Source organism: Candidatus Pseudothioglobus sp. Uisw_041, from assembly GCF_048087625.1.
Lineage (GTDB): Bacteria > Pseudomonadota > Gammaproteobacteria > PS1 > Pseudothioglobaceae > Pseudothioglobus.
Window position 1 is genome coordinate 1,372,062 of record NZ_CP159805.1, and the last position, 17,351, is coordinate 1,389,412.

Below are 17,351 nucleotides of genomic sequence, written 5' to 3' on the forward strand. Positions count from 1 at the left end.
TTATATTCCGCCCTTACCTGGAATCCAATCAGTACCAGCTAGGGGAACGCCAGCCATCGCAGCTGCCTCCATAGTTAATGCTACCATATCCTCTGGCTCTAAATTATGCACATGACTTTTACCGCATGCCCGGGCCAATGTTTGCAATTCAAGCGTAAGAACATTTATATAATTCGCAAGTCTGCGGCCACCTAGAATTGGATCTAATCTCTTTGCAAGCTCAGGGTCTTGAGTCGTAATACCAGCTGGATCATTTCCCGCCTGATAGTCATCCCAAAAACCTGCCGCTGAACCTATCTCTTTATATTCATCATCAAATTCAGGGCTTTGGTCGCCCAGAGCAATTAATGCAGCAGTCCCTATTGAAACTGCATCCGCACCCAATGCCAAGGCCTTTGCAACATCTGCCCCACTTCGAATACCACCAGAAACGATCAGCTGTACCTTACGATGCATATCCATTTCTTGGAGAGCTTCAACAGCCATTCGAACTGCTGGAAGCGTCGGTATTCCAACGTGCTCAATGAAAACATCTTGTGTTGCTGCAGTTCCGCCTTGCATGCCATCAACAACAACAACGTCAGCACCTGCCTTTACAGCAAGGGTGACATCATAAAAAACTCGCGTCGCTCCAACTTTGACATAGATCGGTTTTTCCCAGTTTGTTATTTCACGTAATTCCTGTATCTTGATTTCAAGATCATCTGGACCCGTCCAATCTGGATGACGACATGCAGATCTTCTGATCTATCCCTTCTGGAAGGTTTCGCATTTGTGCTACTCTAGGAGAAATTTTTTGCCCCAACAGCATACCTCCACCTCCCGGTTTTGCGCCCTGACCCAAAACAATTTCGATTGCATCTGCCTTCCTTAAGTCATCTGGATTCATCCCATATCTTGAAGGCAAGTATTGGTAAACTAAAGTTTTAGAATGCCCTCTTTCTTCTGGAGTCATTCCGCCATCCCCTGTAGTTGTGCTAGTGCCTGCTATAGTCGCACCTCTTCCAAGCGATTCTTTGGCTTGAGCTGAAAGGGAGCCAAAACTCATGCCTGCAATTGTGATTGGTGTTTTTAAATGAATAGGATTTTTTGCAAACCTATCACCTAAAATGACCTCAGTTGTGCATTTTTCTCTATAGCCCTCTAATGGATAGCGAGAAGTTGAAGCACCAAGAAATACTAAATCGTCAAATGTAGGAATATCTCTTTTAGCACCAAATCCACGAATATCATAAATTCCTGTTTTAGCTGCACGCTGAATTTCCGCAATCACATGCCGAGGAAAAGTTGCAGACTCTATTAATGTTGGATTATCTTTGCTCATAATCTGATCTCCTTAGTAGTCATCGACTTGGTCAATGTCAAAATTATATAATTTGCGCGCAGAACCATAACGTCGAAATTCTTCAACCCCATGACTCATTTTTGATTGGCTTAGTAATTGCTGAAGCTCTTTCTTATGCTCATCTCGCATCTCTTTTTCGATACAATCTGTACCTAGGCTTTTGACTTTACCTCGAACATAAATTTTGGCTTCATAAATTGAATCACCCAGAGCATCTCCAGCATCTCCACAAACGACTAAGCATCCAGATTGCGCCATAAATGCACTCATATGTCCAATATTACCGCCAACAACAATATTTACACCTTTCATCGAAATTCCACATCGTGAACTTGAATCTCCCTCAATAACTAATAGTCCACCATGTGCTGTTGCAGCAGCATATTGAGAGGCATTTCCAGTAACACGTACCTGACCAGACATCATATTTTCAGCTAAACCTGGCCCAGCATTTCCATTAATTATTATATTGGCCTGTTGATTCATACCAGCGCAATAGTAGCCAACATGTCCATTAATTTCAACATCTACATTTGTTGTAAGACCAACTGAAAGAGCATGCTTTCCAACAGTATTATTTACAGAAAATTTATCACCAGATGACCCTGCCTGCAATGCTTCATTAAGCTCTCTAATAGTGCTTTTTTCTAAATTAATTTCAGTCATTATTAACTCCTTTTCCAGCTATAAATCTGAGTTGGTTCAGGCTCCCAAATGCGCGCATTTTCAGCGCCTGGCAAAGTTGCAATAGCACGATATTCAGAAGACATCGCAGCCCAATCATCAGTTTCTGCCATAATTGCTGGCTTACAACCAATTGGATCACGCATAACTGCAAAACCATCCCTGGTTCCAATTGCAAAGGTATAGAATCCATCTAAATCCTCTATGGCATGATTCAAGGCTTGATCTAGATCATCCCCCTCACTTAAGCGCCAGCTCAAATATCCAGCAGCAACTTCGCTATCATTATCGGTTTTGAAATGAACACCTTTTTTTCGTAAAGTTTCACGTAATCTGTTATGGTTTGATAAAGAGCCATTATGCACAAGACATAAATCTTGGCCTGTTGAGAAAGGGTGGGAGTGCTCTGTTGTAATTGCACTTTCTGTTGCCATTCTGGTATGTCCAAGTGCGTGAGTCCCAGTCATACTTTTAATATCAAACTGATCAATAAATTCAGCTGGGTTACCTTTACCTTTAAAGATCTCAATATTTGTTCCTGCACTTGTAATACTAAGATCACTCCAGTTATCTCTCATCCAAACTTGAACATCATCAATTTCAGAATCTAGACTTAAAACTGCATGATTGCGGGTTACTGTAATATCTCTTAAAGAAAAATGATTACTTATTGCAGCCTCTAAAGCACCCCAATCAAAGTCTTGGTGCTGAGCAAGAACAGTAATCTTACAGCCATTCTCTTGAGGATTACGATAAACGGCAATACCTGCGCTATCTGGCCCTCTCTCAGTCATCTCACTGAGCATTGGTGCTACAAGCGCACCTAATTGAGACTCTAGAGCTTGATTTTTAATAAAAAGTCCTACAATTCCACACATAAAAACTCCAAAAAATTATTATAGCCCCTGTATTCATGCATGACATGAACTCAAGGGCAATAGTTTAAATGAAAAAAAACGATTAACGCTTTTATCTATTATCTTTTGATAAAAAACCTGGCTTAATAAAGCCTTAAAAACTCCTCAACTTCCCAGTTTGTAACAGCCTGATGATATCGATCCCACTCATCTTTCTTATAAGAGAAAAATTGAAGGAGCATTGAATCACCTAAAACTTCTCTTGCAAAATCATCCTCATTTAAAGCCTCAATTGCCTCTAAAAGATTACGAGGTAAAGATTTAATGTTTGCTTCCTTCATTTCTTCAGGGCTTAATGTATACAAGTTTATATTTAAAGGATCACCTGGATCAATCTTATTCTTAATTCCATCCAAAGCTGCAGCTGTTGTAAGTGCTAAGGATAGGTATGGATTCATGCACATGTCAGCAGCACGATTCTCGATACAAAAACGGTTTTGAGGGAGTCGAATCATGCAAGATCGATTATTATCTCCATAGGCCATTGTTGTCGGCGCCCATGTATAGACTCCTCCTTCAAATCCACCAACTATTGGAACCAAACCGTTATATGAGTTTACCGTTGAACAAGCAATAGCAGTAATTTCTGTTGCATGCTTTAGCAATCCACCAACTACATGATAAGCTGTATCAGAGAATTTTCCATCCTTACCTTCAAAAACATTTTTGTTATCCGAGTTACTCGTCATACTAAAATTAATATGCGCTCCAGACCTCCAATCACCAATCGTTGGCTTTGGCATAAAGGTAATAAACATCCCATACTTTTTAGCAACCTCTTTAAGAAGAACCCTTAAGAAAACTAATCGATCTGCCATCTGAAGAATATCTGTATAAGTGAAGTCAAGCTCAAACTGTGAGTAGGCGCCCTCACAAACCACATCCTTCATATCCCAGCCTAAATCATTTACAGTATCAATTAATTCTTTGAGGAATTCCATTGAATCAATTGAATACTCAACATCGTATCCAAAAGCTTGTCTGCGAGGACGTAAGCCGTCACCTGGTAATGGATCATCATCAAAAGCCTTAACAGGCTGACCATCTTCCCATCGCATCGCAATAAATTCTGGCTCAATACCACAAAAGGCTTTATATCCAGCGTCATCTGCTTTTTGTACTGCTCTTTTAAGAGTTTGACGAGGGCACAAGTTATAAGGCTTACCTTCCCACCATAAATCTGAAAAAACCCATACACACGTCTTATCCCATGGACAAATTACCAAGCTATCTAAATCAGGTACAGGGATTTGATCTGAGTCATTAGGCCCTAATTCAGGAACAAAAGAAACTGAATGAACCGCAAATTGAGGGCCCTTTCCTGCACACAATGCTTCAAACTCCTTCATAGGAATTGGCTTTGTTTTAGGAAGGCCAAGCATGTCAATCCAACACGACAGAATGTACTTTACGCCTGCTTTTTCTAATCGAGCTTTTTCCTCTGCAACACGTTTCTTTGATGGCAGGGCATCTGCCATTGTTGTGTGATAAATCTTTGCCATATTCTTCTCCTTATTTATGAATTTATTAAATATTTATAATTTTTCTTGCGATTTTAATAAAAATTGATTTTTATATGTTGCCAGGCCTTTCATTACCTCAACATCCTTTATATCACCGTTATTAAAACAATGTTCATCTAGAAACCTAGTAAGGGTCTCATCTCCTTCAGAGGCAATTTCTACTAAAAGATCATATCGACCTGTGACCCAGATAATAAAGACTATTTCATTGCAATCTTGAAGACGTTTAGCAACCTCAGTAGGGCTAGAAGTTGAAGCAACTTTTATTCCGAGCATCGAATCTGTTGCATAATTTATAGCAGAGCGATCTACCAATGCTTTGATTTGCAAGACACCTGCATCTTTCATGCGATTCACACGATTCCTGACAGTCCCTTCAGAGATTTCCAGTGACTTAGCAATTTCGTTAAATGGCTTTCGTCCATCAATCTCAAGCATATCAATGATTCGTTGATTCAATTTATCTTTTAGCGTATCCCTAGTTGGAACACGCGGAAGTTGATCGCTATCATTATTATCATTAGATTGACTTAGGTGCACTATACGATTACTTGAATTACTCATTTAAATCCTAGTTTTGAGGCATGTCTTCTGGATCTATTCCAGGCACAAAAGTAATTCCTGCTTGTTGCTTCCAGTCATGAGGATAAGCAGCATAGAATATTACGCATTTTTCATCACACTCATAAGCTATAGAATTATCTTTAGGGATATAAAGGACATCACCTGGATTGCAGTTATAAGACTCACCATCACACGTTAATCTAAACGTCCCCTCCATACAATAAATAATCTCATCGCATGTTAACTCCCATGGCACAGATACTTGGTTTAAAAAATTCAAACCGCCACACATCGTATCACTAACTGCACTAGTAACAAAAGGCTTGATATAGCTTTGTCCTGGCTCTAAAGTGTGTAAACGGTGCTCAATGTCACCAAATTTATATAGTTGTGGTTTATTACTCATTTTTATCCCTTTTTAAGTTAAGTTAAGTTTTTCATTAAGTTCTACGACATATCCATCTGGATCTTCAATAAATGCAAGTATTCGAGTTCCAGCATTCATAGGTTTAGCTGGACTAATGATTTTGGCACCTCCAGCTTCTAGGTCTTCAACAGCTTTGTATACATCTGGCGTTTCAATACAAATGTGCCCCCATCCATTACCTTTGTCATAGTGCTCTTCTTGATCCCAGTTATGGGTTAGCTCCAGTGCAGGAAATTCAATTTCAGGACCATAACCTACAAATGCATTTGTAAATCTTCCCCCCGGGTAATCAGTTCGCCTGAGCACTTGCATACCTAAAATGTCACAATAAAAATGAAGTGACTTTTCTAAGTCAAGAACTCTCATCATCGTATGTGCTAATCTAAAGTCACTATTAAAACTTGTATCGGTCATTAAATTCTCCTTTGTGTATTATTTTTTGGTGGGTTAGTAACGGCTTCTGCAATCATTTCTTGAAAAGCGCGAACACTATCTTCCCAGTGAGGTGATAACATACCACCATCTTTTGAAACTGGAGACGCTCTCCCAAGCTGCATCCTTTCACAAATTGCATGATCTTCTTTGTGGACATCCCACCATAGCTTTTTCATTTCATCAACCTCTTTAATTGAAACGCTCTCGCCTTCTGTGGTGTAGATAACCCTTTTTTGGTGCGTATGACCTTCATCAACTGGAACATTCAAATAGACTCCAATTTGATCCGGAGCATAACGACCAATTATAAAATTTGGAAAAAGAGTTAAGTATCTTGAACTTACAGACAAACTCCCCTTTACCTTATCATCATCATCAAGATCAATAGCGCTTCCTAGACAAACGCCATCAACAATTGTGTAATGATCCTCAAGAGGCTGATTTGTTGTTGTTCGATGGACAAATTGAACATGGTAAGGCTCTATAAAATTTTCCATAAGAAATTTCCAGTTCGTAGAAATCTCACCAAAATCCAACGTAGCTACAGGCTTCACTTTTTGAAAATCTATATCACTAAAATTTTGAATAAGTGGCGCTGCATAATCCTCAAAATTGGCAGCATTGCCACTTAAATTAATAAAAATCCAATCTTGCCAAATAGCTATTTTTATTGATTTAAGATTATGATTTGACATTTCAAAGCCTTCTGGCTGATGCTCTTTGCCACCAAAGAACGGAGTAGCACAAAGATCACCATCAAGACTGTATGTCCATGCATGATAGGGGCAAGATAACATCTTGCCAACATTCATTGGCTCATCAACTAACTTCAAACATCGATGAGAGCATGCATTATGGAAAGCTGAAATTTTTCCTTCATTATTTTTAATTAAGACTACTGGCTGACCAGCAACCATAATTGGTCTAGCATCCCCTGGCTCATTTAGCTCATGAGCAAAACCTACAAAAACCCAATTATCGGTAAACACGGTATCGCACTCAGAGCGAAAAAAATCAGCGCTAGTATAGGCAGATGAGGGCAGTCCATGCTTAAGCTTGCCTTTCTCAAAAAAAGATGACATGTCAAGTTTATTAATTGTAATACCTCAAAAAATAAATGAAACAAATGATAATGACAAAAATTATAAACCTAATTATTACATTAAATGTAATAAATTAAAGAATAAGTTACCAATACAGCTATTTATTATATTAAAAATAATTAATATGTAATAATCATAAAAATTATTTACTGTTAACATTCGTATTAATTTGGTATGATTTGTAACTTTCATTAACACTTTTAATCAGGAGAGGATGCAATATGGGCATTAAAGGAAGTGACTTCGAGGTTGAATTGAAAGGATATTCAGGGCATGGATTAATCCACTCAAAAGATGTTGATGATGAAATTACACGTATTGGTCCTGGATCGCCAGCAGGTGAATACCTTAGAAGATACTGGCAGCCAGTTTTTATCTCTTCTGAACTCGATGATCTTCCTTTATCAATAAAAATTCTGGGTGAAGAACTTGTTCTATTTCGAGACAAAAGCAATCAATTAGGATTGGTTCATAAACAATGCCCCCATAGGCAAGCTTCTCTTGAATTTGGTATTTGTCAAGAAATAGGAATTCAATGTTGCTACCATGGATGGCACTTTGGCATTGATGGAACATTATTAGATGTTCCTGGGCAGCCTGCACATGTAGCTGACATTATTAAACAGAGGGTTCGACTTGGCGCCTATCCGACTTATGAATTTAAAGGTTTAATTTTTGCCTATCTTGGGCCAATTGATGAAAAACCCGAATTCCCAATGTATGACAGCCTAAATTTTAAAGATATGGAAATGGTACCCTATAAGGCACCCTTCAATTGCAACTGGCTTCAGGTTTTGGATGCTATAGTTGATCCAATTCACACCTCTTTCCTTCATTCAAATATGAGTCGACAACAGTTTTCAGAAGGCTTTGGAGAAGTTGGACAGATTGATTTTTTTGAGCGTGATAGTTGGATTTTAGGCTGCAATACCAGGAGAGTTGGTGACAATATTTGGTTTAGGATTAACGAAGTTGTTTTGCCAAACTTTACTCAAGCAGGCGCAGCTTTTGCTGCAGATGGAACAAAGCAAATACACTATGGTAGAAGTTCATTTACACGATGGGTTGTTCCAATCGACGATGAAACAACTATCTGCTATGCCTGGGCTAATTTTGGGGAGAGAGGAGATCCACAGGAATTTAACACTCCAGAGGGTCCTGAACTAATTGAACAGGGTGAAATTTTTGATCGCCCCTACAAAGAACGTCAAAGATTTCCTGCAGACCGAGAAGCATGCGAAGGCATGGGTCCAATAAATATCCATAAAAATGAAAATTTATTACCAAGTGATCAAGGAGTTGCAATGATGCGTCAGAGAATTAGAGAGCAAATAAAAACTGTTGCCTCCGGCAAAAAACCATATCTAGCAAGTGGCATTAATGGATTGCCAGTTCCAACTTATGGAGGTGATTCTGTCCTTAATATTCCAGCGAGTAATTTGGAAGACAATTCCTTCTTAAGTAAACTTGCACATGAATTCGTTCAAATTCAATTTGAAGTCGATGGAAAGGTTGAAGAAGAGAGAGTTAAAATAGTCACGAAAAAATTAAAAGAAATACAATCAAGAGAAACTTCAAATACCAATAAATAAATACCTATGGCAAGTGATAATAAAATAAGAGTTCATTTTAAGAGTAATCATGCTGACCCTGATTCATTCCCACCAACTATTGAAGGGGAAAGTGTTTTTGCTATTACCAAAGAAAGGTTTGATAATGCAATTGAAAGCTACCCTGATTTAAAAAACAAAATTGAGCCAATTTTTGATTGGGATTTAGAGAACTTTTATGAATCCATGAAGACTGCTGAGGTTCTTGTGTGCTGGGATTTTCCTACTGAGAATCTTGCTGAAATTGCGCCTAAACTTCGATGGATTCATATTATTGGTGCAGGGGTAGAACATTTATGTCCAATGGACTGGGTGCCAGAACACGTTTCAGTTGTTAATAATCGGGGCGTGCACTCAGCAAAAGCAGGGGAGTTTGGTCTAATGAGTGTGCTAATGTTGCATACGCATATCCCTGAAATCATTCAAAATCAACAAAACAAGCATTGGGAATCTCTCTATTCATCTCCAATATTAGGTAAGACATTGCTGGTTATAGGTACAGGCAATATAGGACATGCTGCGGCAAAAAAATGCAAATTATTGGGCATGAAAGTAATTGGGGTAAGTCGTCATGGGATGCCTTTAGAAGGCGTCGATCAAATGGTTAAGGTAGACAAATTAGATGAAGTACTCCCTGCAGCTGATTACATTTTTATGTCTACACCGAATACAACTGAAACATTTAATTTATTAGATAAAAGGCGTCAATCATTAATGAAGCCAGGAGTAGGTATTGTTAATGTTGGAAGGGCTGCCACAATGGACTATGATGCTCTTGTAGAGAACTTAAATTCTGGTCACATCAAGGCTGCTATTATTGATGTTTTTGATCCTGAGCCACTCCCTTCAAATTCAATATTATGGGACACACCGAACTTAATGGTTATGCCGCATATATCTGCTGATGATGGTGATACATATATTCCTCTAACACTTGATCTCGTTCTAATGAATATGCAAAGATACATTGCTGATGAAAAATTAAATAATTTAATAAACCCTGATCTAGGATATTAAAGATTTAAATAATATTTTTTATAGTGCTGGGCTGCTTTTTTTGCAGTAGCCATTAGACTATCATTGGGATTTGCAATTGACTGTTCAAATGATAGGTCATTAGAAATAATACTAAATACCTTGTCGATATCATATTTATTTTCCAGTATTTCATCATTCTCTGCACTACCTGCAATGACAAAGATACTGCATTTATGCTTTCTTGCATAATCAATTACTCCCATTGGAGCTTTACCTCTAAAACTTTGACTATCAAACCTACCTTCGCCTGTTATTAGAAGATCTGTAGTTGATAGATGTTGCTCAAAATTAAGTTTTTCAAGAATAATTTGTACCCCACTTTTTTGATCCGCCTTTAAAAAAGCAAGAAAACCATAACCTATGCCGCCTGCTGAACCTGCTCCTGGGTGCATTGAGAGGTTATTATTTAATTTACTGGAAGCAATTCTGGAGTAATGACTCAATAGATTATCTAATTGATTAATCATCTTTTCATCAGCACCTTTTTGAGATCCAAAAATAACTGATGCGCCTTGCTGTCCAATGAGAGGATTGTCCACATCGCATGCAATCTCAAAACTGACTCCTTTGAGGCGTGAGTCGATAGAAGTAATATTAATATCTGAAAGTGTATTTAAACTTTCTACACCTCCAGTGAGTTCCTTACCAAAAGAATCTAAAAACTGGATTCCAATTGCCTCTAAAAAACCCATTCCTCCATCATTTGTTGCACTTCCTCCTAAACCAATAATAATATGCTCAGCACCTTCATCAATTGCAGCAAGTATGAGTTCACCAACTCCAAAACTAGAGGTATTCATTGGATTTCTTTTTTTAAGTGGAACTAGTTGCAAGCCACAAGCTTCAGCAATTTCGATTACTGCTGTTTTTGAATTGCCGAGCATACCCCACTTGGCATTGATATATTCTCCTAGAGGACCTGACACTTTCGTTGAAAAATACTTGCCTTGGGTTGCAGTAACTAAGACATCAACTGTTCCCTCTCCACCATCAGCAATCGGTAATTTTAAAATATTAGCATCTGGAAAAATACCTAAAAAACCTTCCTCAATTGCATTTGCTGCATCAGAAGCTGTTAAGGTTTCTTTAAAAGAATCAGGTGCAATTAATATCTTCATATTTTACTTCTTTAACTTAATTATATTTTTTACCCCACCTCTCAAGTGAGATTGTTGCAGTAAAAATAATAAACATACCAAGCCACTGATTCATGCCCAGCATATCTTGAAGAAGAATTACACCTAAAATAATAGTAAAAATAGGCTCTAAGTACATCACATTTGAGGTTCGCACGGGTCCAATAATTGATATTGACCTAAAGAAAAAGTAAATACCTCCAGTCATCCCCATTGCTGAAAGAATACTCCAAATTAACATCTCTGAAGATATTGAAGCTATAGGTTCTAAAGTGACTATAAAATATAACAACACAAAAACTACTGAAGGCAATACCATAATATATTGAATTAGGCCCCATCCTGATTCTACACTTTTATGGCGAGATAAAATATTTACAGTAACCTGGGCAAGAGAAGCAATAAGGCCCCAAAAAACGCCCCATAAATTCCAATCACTTGAATCTCCTTGAACTAAAATCCAGATGCCAAATAATGACACAAGAAGTGCGGCAGCTGATAAAAAATCAATGGATCTACTCTTAAGTATTGAGTTAACAAAAAAGGTAATAATTGGGAAAGTATAAATCACTACTACGGCTAAACTTAATGGAATCAAGCTTATTGAATACATATACGATGCAATAAAAATTGCTTGAAAAATACTAATTAGTATTAATCTAATGTGTGTTGCCTTGCTTTTAATTTTCTTAGGTGATTTATTTAAAATACTTGCAAAAATAAAAGTACTAACATAGCGAACAGAAAGAAGAAGAAATACGCCTCCTCCAACACCATAGAAATAGGGGGCAGTAGTGGCTGCAAGAGAAAAAAAGAATGCAGATAAAATTGCTGTAAAAATACTTGAAAATATCTTATTACTCATTTTGGATTTGGCCTGGATTATCTGTTGTGATAGATTGTACTCTCCAGCTAATCAATTTATTAGCAATATCAATATCATCAATTGTCCATGAGTGGTATTCAAAACCAGCATCCATAACTCGGTCAATTAAAGTTTTTGAGTTTTCATTATCTGAACTGAGGCCATCGGCCTTAATATCATTCAGTACATCTAATATTTTATTTAAGTCATAGTTCGGCTCATATGAATATAACCAGTAAGCCTTATAATTAGGTGCTGCTGATTTAAAAGTCTTAATAACTCTCTCATCAAATGAAATAATCACAGCTTGCTCGGTATGTATTTCAGATTGAGAAAGCTCTTTAATTAGGGGTCTTATAATCTCAATACCACACTTTATCTCTATAAATATTTTTTTACCAGAAGGCAATACGTTAAGCACTTCAGCTAGAGTAGGAATTTTTACTTTTGAATTATTAGAAATTTTATGAGATAAGTTGAGTTGCTTTAACTCTTCAAGAGTTGAGTCTTTAACAATTAACTTTTGATTACAAACTCTTTGAGTATCATCATCATGAATACAAACAATGGCACCATCCTTGGTAAGATGAAAATCACCTTCTATCCCATCCACTCCTTTATCCCATGAGGCATTAAAAGCTGGTAAAGAATTTTCTGGTAGATCAAATGAAATACCTCGATGTGCAATAATCATTGAGATATTCTACATAAAAATTTAGCAGTCTTTTTTTAAAAAACTTAGAATAGTGAAACAGATAGCTCCATCCAGAAACTTGGCATCAAGCCAACGACTAGAATAAGAATTCCATTGATAGAAAGCACAACCTTCATATCTAACGGAGCAGAAACCAGTATCTCTTTATCTACATCATCAAAATACATTGTTTTAATAATTTGCAGATAATAGTAAGCACTTATTACAGCAAAGATTACCGCTGTTATAGCAAGAATTACATAGCCCTCTGCAACCACTTGCTGAAGAATAAATAACTTAGAATAAAAACCAATAAAGGGTGGAACACCAGCCATTGAAAGCATAACCACCAACATAATTAATGCAAACCATGGAGAATGTTTACTCAAACCTTGAAAATCAGAAATTTGATCAGCCTCAAATCCCTTCCTATTTAGAACAATAATTGAACCAAAGGCCGCTAAACTCATCAAGATATAAGCCAGCACATAAAAGACTGCAGCGCCATAACCATCTACCACTCCTGTAACAAAACCTAGCAACACAAAACCAATATGGGATATTGTTGAGTAAGCAAGCATTCGTTTGATATTAGTTTGAGTTAATGCAACTAATGATCCTATTGCAATTGAGAGGACAGCTAAGATCATAAATAGATCTGCCCAGTAATGCTGAAGCTCTCCTAAACCATCAATTAACAATCGAATCAGTAATGCGATCGCGGCAATTTTTGGTACAGTTGATAAAAACATAGTAACTGAAGTTGGTGATCCTTGATATACATCTGGAACCCACATATGAAAAGGCACAGCTCCAAGTTTGAAAGCAATGCCAATGACTAAGAAAACTAAACCAAAATTAAGAATTAATGTTTGCTGAGAGCCCAAAGTTGAGGCACTTGCAAAACTTGATATCTGGGAAATATCCAGGCTTCCACTTATTCCATAAATCATGGACATTCCATAAAGCAATAATCCCGAAGCAATAGCGCCCAGAACAAAGTATTTAAGGGCAGCCTCAATAGCACTAGCTCTGTCTCTTGCTGTGGCAATAAGTGCATACAACGATAGTGACATTATTTCTAAACCCAAGTACAAAGTAAGGAGGCTATGTCCAGAAACCATTACCATCATTCCCAGTATTGACATCATTGCCAGAATAAAATACTCATTTCTTAAAAGCTCATGCGCCTTAAGATAATGACGAGTATAGACAAGGGCAATAATTGCAAACCCAAGTATGAAAACTTTAAAAGTTGAGCCTAAAGAATCAAGAACAAAAGTACCAGAAAAAATTGTTGCATTCTCGCCAATTAAATTAAACGCCAAGAAACCTGTTATTAGAAGTGCTAACTGCGTCAAGTAATAAGTAAATTGCTTTAAACGTTGGCTTACAAAAAGGTCAAATAACAATATAAGTGAAATTGCAAATAATAAAAACAACTCTGGTAAAGCAAAGAGAAGTTCTGCAACATTAAAATTAAAGTTCATCATAATAAAACTGGTAGTTTAGTTGTAAGTGCTTGCTCAAGAAGATTAACAATGGAAGCATGCATTACCTCAATTACTGGCTGTGGGTATAAACCCATCCATAATACAGCAATAGCTAAAATAGCTAAGATTCCAAATTCCCTAGAATTGATATCACTCAAAGTGCTTACCTCTGGGTTAGTTATCTCTCCCCAAAAAACACGCTTAACCATCCACAATGTATACGCAGCACCAATGATCAAAGTCATTGAAGCCAAAAATGCAAACCAAAAATTAGCTTGTAAAGCTCCAAGAATAACCATAAACTCCCCGACAAAACCTGAAGTTCCAGGAAGACCAGCATTTGCCATTGCAAATAGAACAGCAAAACCTGTAAATTTAGGCATTGAGTTTACAACCCCTCCATAGGTAGATATTTCTCTTGAGTGAAGTCTGTCATAAAGCACGCCAACAACTAAGAACATTGCTGCAGAAATAAAGCCATGAGAAATCATTTGAATCATTGCACCTTCTAAGCCAAGATAAGCACTCTCAATACTTGCGCCACTAATAGAAATTAGCTCACCATTTGATCCCATTTTCATAATAGAAAATAACGCAAAAACACCTAAAGTAACAAAGCCCATATGGGAAATTGACGAGTAGGCAATCAATTTTTTCATATCTTTTTGAACCAGCGCTACAAAACCAATATAAACAATTGCGATCAAAGAGAGAACGATTACTACAGTTGCAAATGATGATGATGCATCCGGCGTGATAGGCAGTGAGAAGCGGAAAAATCCGTAACCACCCATCTTTAACATTATAGCTGCCAAGATTACAGAGCCACCTGTTGGCGCTTGGACGTGAGCATCTGGAAGCCATGTATGGACAGGAAACATAGGTACCTTTACCGCGAAAGCAAGGAAGAAAGCCCAAAATATCCAACTCTGCTGAGCCATAGTAAGCGGCAAGGTGTACATTTCAGAAATTGCGAATGAGCCACTTAAATTGTACATATAAATAAGTGAAACCAGCATAAATACTGACCCTAGAAAAGTGTATAAAAAGAATTTAATCGAGGCATAGACACGATTTTGACCACCCCAGACACCAATAATTAAAAGCATTGGTATTAGTGATGACTCCCAAAAAACATAAAACAACATGGAGTCCATTGACGAAAAAACACCAATAATGAGGCCTTCCATGATTAAAAAAGCTGCCATATAATCTGCCACTCTATTCTTGATAACTTCCCACCCAGCAACAATTACTAATATTGTTGAAAAGGTGGTAAGAATAATTAGTGGCATTGATATTCCGTCAACACCTAGATGGTAAAAAATATTAAATTGAGTAATCCAACTGACCTTTTCTACAAACTGCATTGAGGAGGTTGAAGTGTCAAAATCTAAAAATAAATTTATTGATAAGACGAAAACAATCACAGAAATACCAGCGCTTACCCAGCGGGCAAGTTGAGCTCTATTGTTTCCTATAAATAGGACTAAGCCAGCCCCTAATATAGGAAGCCAAATTAAAATACTTAGTAATGAATCCATACTATTACCTTAACTAAAAAATGAATAATCTGAGGCAATAAGAACCCACCCCAAAACAAACATCAAACTAATGATCATAAAAAATGCATAGTGATAGACATACCCAGTTTGAACTGGTCGAATAAAAGCGCCTACGTAACGAGCGAATCTAGCACTTCCATTAACCAAAAGCTGATCAATGATTGCCATATCTGAAATTTTCCACAACAGATTACCAATTTTCAGTGATCCACGAACAAAGACAATTTCATTAAATCGATCAAAACCATACAAAGAATTCAACACATAATTAATACGTTTGAATTTACTCTGAATTAGGTCTGCCCAGTCAGTTCGATATATGCAGAAAACCCATGCTGTCAAACCACCACCAACCATCATCCAGAATGGAAGTGTCATGACTGAATGCGTTATTAAAGAGAACGCTGAATGAAAGTGATCCTCAAGTTTTGAAACGGCAAGATGAGAAGAATCAATAAAAATTCCGTTTTCTAGCCACCCACCAAAAAGCATCGGCTCAATTGTAAAATACCCAATCAATACAGATGGTATCGCTAGTAATATTAAAGGAACCGTAATTGATGGAGCTGTCTCATGAACATGCTCTTCAGTATGACTATCAAGCCTTGACTCACCATGAAACACTAAAAATAATAGTCGTAAACTATAAAAAGCGGTAATGAATACGCCCAGCACAACTGCAAAATAAACCCACCCAGCAAAAGGTAGGTCCGAATAATGAACGGCCTCAATTATCATATCTTTTGAATAAAACCCTGCGAAGCCAGGAAAGCCGATCAGAGCTAAAGTACCTAAAAGAGAAGTAACGTAGGTTATTGGCATTTTCTTTCTTAGGCCGCCCATTTTTCGAATATCTTGTTCATGATGAAGTGCAACAATTACTGATCCAGCTGCTAAAAAAAGCAAAGCTTTGAAGAAGGCGTGAGTCATTAAGTGAAAAATTGCAACTGAGTAGGCGCTTACTCCTAGAGCAACAGTCATATAGCCAAGCTGAGAGAGTGTGGAATAAGCAACAACTTTCTTTATATCATTTTGAACAATGCCTAGTAAACCCATAAATAGGGCTGTTATGGCTCCTATTACCATGACTACTGTTAGTGCAACATCACTTAACTCAAATAAGGGTGACATTCTGGAAACCATAAAGATACCAGCCGTTACCATTGTTGCCGCATGAATCAAAGCAGAGATCGGAGTGGGGCCTTCCATTGAGCCAGGCAGCCAAACATGCAGAGGAACCTGTGCTGATTTGCCCATTGCTCCTACAAAAAGTAGAAGGCAGACTACCGTTATAGCAGAGACGCCTCCAAATAAAGTTTGTCCAATAATTTGATCTTTTTGACTGAATGTTTCGGCGTAATCTAAAGTACCAAAAAACATCAGGACCATTGCAATTCCTAAAAGAAAACCAAAGTCACCAACCCGGTTCACGAGAAAAGCTTTTAAGTTAGCCTGAACTGCTGATTCCTTATGGTGCCAAAATCCAATTAAAAGATAGGAAACCAGACCAACAGCCTCCCAGCCAAAGAATAGCTGCATAAAGTTATTTGAAATTACAAGTGTAAACATTGCAAAAGTAAATAGGGATATGTAGCTAAAAAATTTAGTGTATCCCTTATCATCATGCATATAACCTATAGTGTAGATGTGCACCATTAGTGAAACAAATGAAACCACCACCAACATCAGAGCGGTCAAGTTATCAACTAAAAAGCCGACACTAATATTGAGTCCTCCCATTTGCATCCATGTATAGATGTTCTGATTAAAAATTTCACCATCATTTAGAACGTGATGATTAAAAACATATAGTGATAGTGCGGTAGAGATTGCTACCCCTAGAATCGTAATTGAATGCGAAGCTTTTCGTCCGAGTCTATTCCCAGCAAGTCCAACTATGATTGAACCAATTAGGGGCGCTAGTACAATTGTAGAATAAATATTAAGCATAG

15 protein-coding genes and 1 pseudogene are annotated in these 17,351 nt (G+C 37.4%); 2 read left to right on the forward strand and 14 right to left on the reverse strand.

Features of this window, described 5'->3' with window-relative positions; translation table 11 throughout:
- The 8 genes and pseudogenes from ABXT44_RS06950 to ABXT44_RS06985 form a co-directional block, all read right to left on the reverse strand.
- Nucleotides 1-1,324, reverse strand: a pseudogene (locus ABXT44_RS06950) (FMN-binding glutamate synthase family protein).
- A 12-nt stretch (nt 1,325-1,336) separates the two neighbouring features.
- A complete protein-coding gene (locus ABXT44_RS06955; protein WP_416686497.1) occupies nt 1,337-2,011 on the reverse strand; it encodes a protein glxC in 675 nt (224 codons plus the stop codon).
- Nucleotides 2,012-2,013: 2 nt separating this feature from the next.
- On the reverse strand, nt 2,014-2,907 hold the full coding sequence (locus ABXT44_RS06960) for a class II glutamine amidotransferase (RefSeq protein WP_416651438.1): 894 nt from the start codon (nt 2,905-2,907) through the stop codon (nt 2,014-2,016).
- A gap of 122 nt (nt 2,908-3,029) precedes the next feature.
- Nucleotides 3,030-4,448 (reverse strand): glutamine synthetase family protein, encoded by a 1,419-nt coding sequence (locus tag ABXT44_RS06965; protein WP_416686499.1) that lies wholly within the window; start codon nt 4,446-4,448, stop codon nt 3,030-3,032.
- 33 nt (nt 4,449-4,481) lie between these two features.
- The gene (locus ABXT44_RS06970) at nt 4,482-5,033 is read right to left on the reverse strand and encodes an Lrp/AsnC family transcriptional regulator (protein WP_416686501.1); all 552 of its coding nucleotides are present in this window, start codon (nt 5,031-5,033) and stop codon (nt 4,482-4,484) included.
- A gap of 7 nt (nt 5,034-5,040) precedes the next feature.
- Nucleotides 5,041-5,439, reverse strand: a complete 399-nt coding sequence (locus ABXT44_RS06975) for a cupin domain-containing protein (protein WP_416651444.1) — start codon at nt 5,437-5,439, stop codon at nt 5,041-5,043.
- A gap of 12 nt (nt 5,440-5,451) precedes the next feature.
- Nucleotides 5,452-5,874 (reverse strand): lactoylglutathione lyase, encoded by a 423-nt coding sequence (gloA, locus tag ABXT44_RS06980; protein WP_416651446.1) that lies wholly within the window; start codon nt 5,872-5,874, stop codon nt 5,452-5,454.
- A complete protein-coding gene (locus ABXT44_RS06985; protein ID WP_416686502.1) occupies nt 5,874-6,977 on the reverse strand; it encodes an aromatic ring-hydroxylating oxygenase subunit alpha in 1,104 nt (367 codons plus the stop codon). Before ABXT44_RS06985 ends, gloA begins: the two co-directional genes overlap by 1 nt.
- A gap of 242 nt (nt 6,978-7,219) precedes the next feature.
- On the opposite strand from ABXT44_RS06985, the gene ABXT44_RS06990 reads away from it, so the two are divergent.
- Together ABXT44_RS06990 and ABXT44_RS06995 are read left to right on the forward strand one after the other, a co-directional pair.
- Entirely contained in the window at nt 7,220-8,590 is a 1,371-nt protein-coding gene (locus ABXT44_RS06990) for a Rieske 2Fe-2S domain-containing protein (RefSeq protein WP_416686503.1), read from the forward strand.
- Nucleotides 8,591-8,596: 6 nt separating this feature from the next.
- Nucleotides 8,597-9,625 (forward strand): D-2-hydroxyacid dehydrogenase, encoded by a 1,029-nt coding sequence (locus tag ABXT44_RS06995; RefSeq protein WP_416686505.1) that lies wholly within the window; start codon nt 8,597-8,599, stop codon nt 9,623-9,625.
- Here ABXT44_RS06995 and ABXT44_RS07000 read toward each other — a convergent pair.
- From ABXT44_RS07000 to nuoL, 6 genes are read right to left on the reverse strand one after another with little or no spacing between them, the layout of a single operon-like run.
- Nucleotides 9,622-10,764, reverse strand: a complete 1,143-nt coding sequence (locus ABXT44_RS07000; protein ID WP_416686507.1) for a glycerate kinase — start codon at nt 10,762-10,764, stop codon at nt 9,622-9,624. The genes ABXT44_RS06995 and ABXT44_RS07000 overlap by 4 nt on opposite strands.
- Nucleotides 10,765-10,780: 16 nt before the next feature.
- Nucleotides 10,781-11,647 carry a DMT family transporter gene (locus ABXT44_RS07005; RefSeq protein ID WP_416686508.1) on the reverse strand — a complete coding sequence of 289 codons (867 nt, stop codon included), beginning with the start codon at nt 11,645-11,647 and terminating at the stop codon, nt 10,781-10,783.
- The gene (locus ABXT44_RS07010; protein WP_416686510.1) at nt 11,640-12,341 is read right to left on the reverse strand and encodes a glycerophosphodiester phosphodiesterase; all 702 of its coding nucleotides are present in this window, start codon (nt 12,339-12,341) and stop codon (nt 11,640-11,642) included. Before ABXT44_RS07010 ends, ABXT44_RS07005 begins: the two co-directional genes overlap by 8 nt.
- 44 nt (nt 12,342-12,385) lie before the next feature.
- Complete coding sequence (nuoN, locus tag ABXT44_RS07015) at nt 12,386-13,831, reverse strand: NADH-quinone oxidoreductase subunit NuoN (protein WP_416679579.1); 1,446 nt, start codon at nt 13,829-13,831, stop codon at nt 12,386-12,388.
- Nucleotides 13,831-15,378 (reverse strand): complex I subunit 4 family protein, encoded by a 1,548-nt coding sequence (locus tag ABXT44_RS07020; protein WP_416686512.1) that lies wholly within the window; start codon nt 15,376-15,378, stop codon nt 13,831-13,833. The genes nuoN and ABXT44_RS07020 overlap by 1 nt, the downstream gene beginning before the upstream one ends.
- A 9-nt stretch (nt 15,379-15,387) precedes the next feature.
- Complete coding sequence (nuoL, locus tag ABXT44_RS07025; protein WP_416686514.1) at nt 15,388-17,349, reverse strand: NADH-quinone oxidoreductase subunit L; 1,962 nt, start codon at nt 17,347-17,349, stop codon at nt 15,388-15,390.
- Between the last annotated feature and the right edge of the window lie 2 nt (nt 17,350-17,351).

Excerpts from the sequence above, each read along its gene's own strand:
- ABXT44_RS06955 (WP_416686497.1), bottom strand. The coding sequence starts at position 2,011 with ATGACTGAAATTAATTTAGAAAAAAGCACTATTAGAGAGCTTAATGAA.
- ABXT44_RS06975 (WP_416651444.1), bottom strand. The coding sequence starts at position 5,439 with ATGAGTAATAAACCACAACTATATAAATTTGGTGACATTGAGCACCGT.
- nuoN (WP_416679579.1), bottom strand. The coding sequence starts at position 13,831 with ATGAACTTTAATTTTAATGTTGCAGAACTTCTCTTTGCTTTACCAGAG.
- ABXT44_RS07010 (WP_416686510.1), bottom strand. The coding sequence starts at position 12,341 with ATGATTATTGCACATCGAGGTATTTCATTTGATCTACCAGAAAATTCT.
- ABXT44_RS06985 (WP_416686502.1), bottom strand. The coding sequence starts at position 6,977 with ATGTCATCTTTTTTTGAGAAAGGCAAGCTTAAGCATGGACTGCCCTCA.
- ABXT44_RS07020 (WP_416686512.1), bottom strand. The coding sequence starts at position 15,378 with ATGGATTCATTACTAAGTATTTTAATTTGGCTTCCTATATTAGGGGCT.
- nuoL (WP_416686514.1), bottom strand. The coding sequence starts at position 17,349 with ATGCTTAATATTTATTCTACAATTGTACTAGCGCCCCTAATTGGTTCA.
- ABXT44_RS06960 (WP_416651438.1), bottom strand. The coding sequence starts at position 2,907 with ATGTGTGGAATTGTAGGACTTTTTATTAAAAATCAAGCTCTAGAGTCT.
- ABXT44_RS07000 (WP_416686507.1), bottom strand. The coding sequence starts at position 10,764 with ATGAAGATATTAATTGCACCTGATTCTTTTAAAGAAACCTTAACAGCT.
- ABXT44_RS06965 (WP_416686499.1), bottom strand. The coding sequence starts at position 4,448 with ATGGCAAAGATTTATCACACAACAATGGCAGATGCCCTGCCATCAAAG.
- ABXT44_RS07005 (WP_416686508.1), bottom strand. The coding sequence starts at position 11,647 with ATGAGTAATAAGATATTTTCAAGTATTTTTACAGCAATTTTATCTGCA.
- ABXT44_RS06970 (WP_416686501.1), bottom strand. The coding sequence starts at position 5,033 with ATGAGTAATTCAAGTAATCGTATAGTGCACCTAAGTCAATCTAATGAT.
- ABXT44_RS06990 (WP_416686503.1), top strand. The coding sequence starts at position 7,220 with ATGGGCATTAAAGGAAGTGACTTCGAGGTTGAATTGAAAGGATATTCA.
- ABXT44_RS06995 (WP_416686505.1), top strand. The coding sequence starts at position 8,597 with ATGGCAAGTGATAATAAAATAAGAGTTCATTTTAAGAGTAATCATGCT.
- gloA (WP_416651446.1), bottom strand. The coding sequence starts at position 5,874 with ATGACCGATACAAGTTTTAATAGTGACTTTAGATTAGCACATACGATG.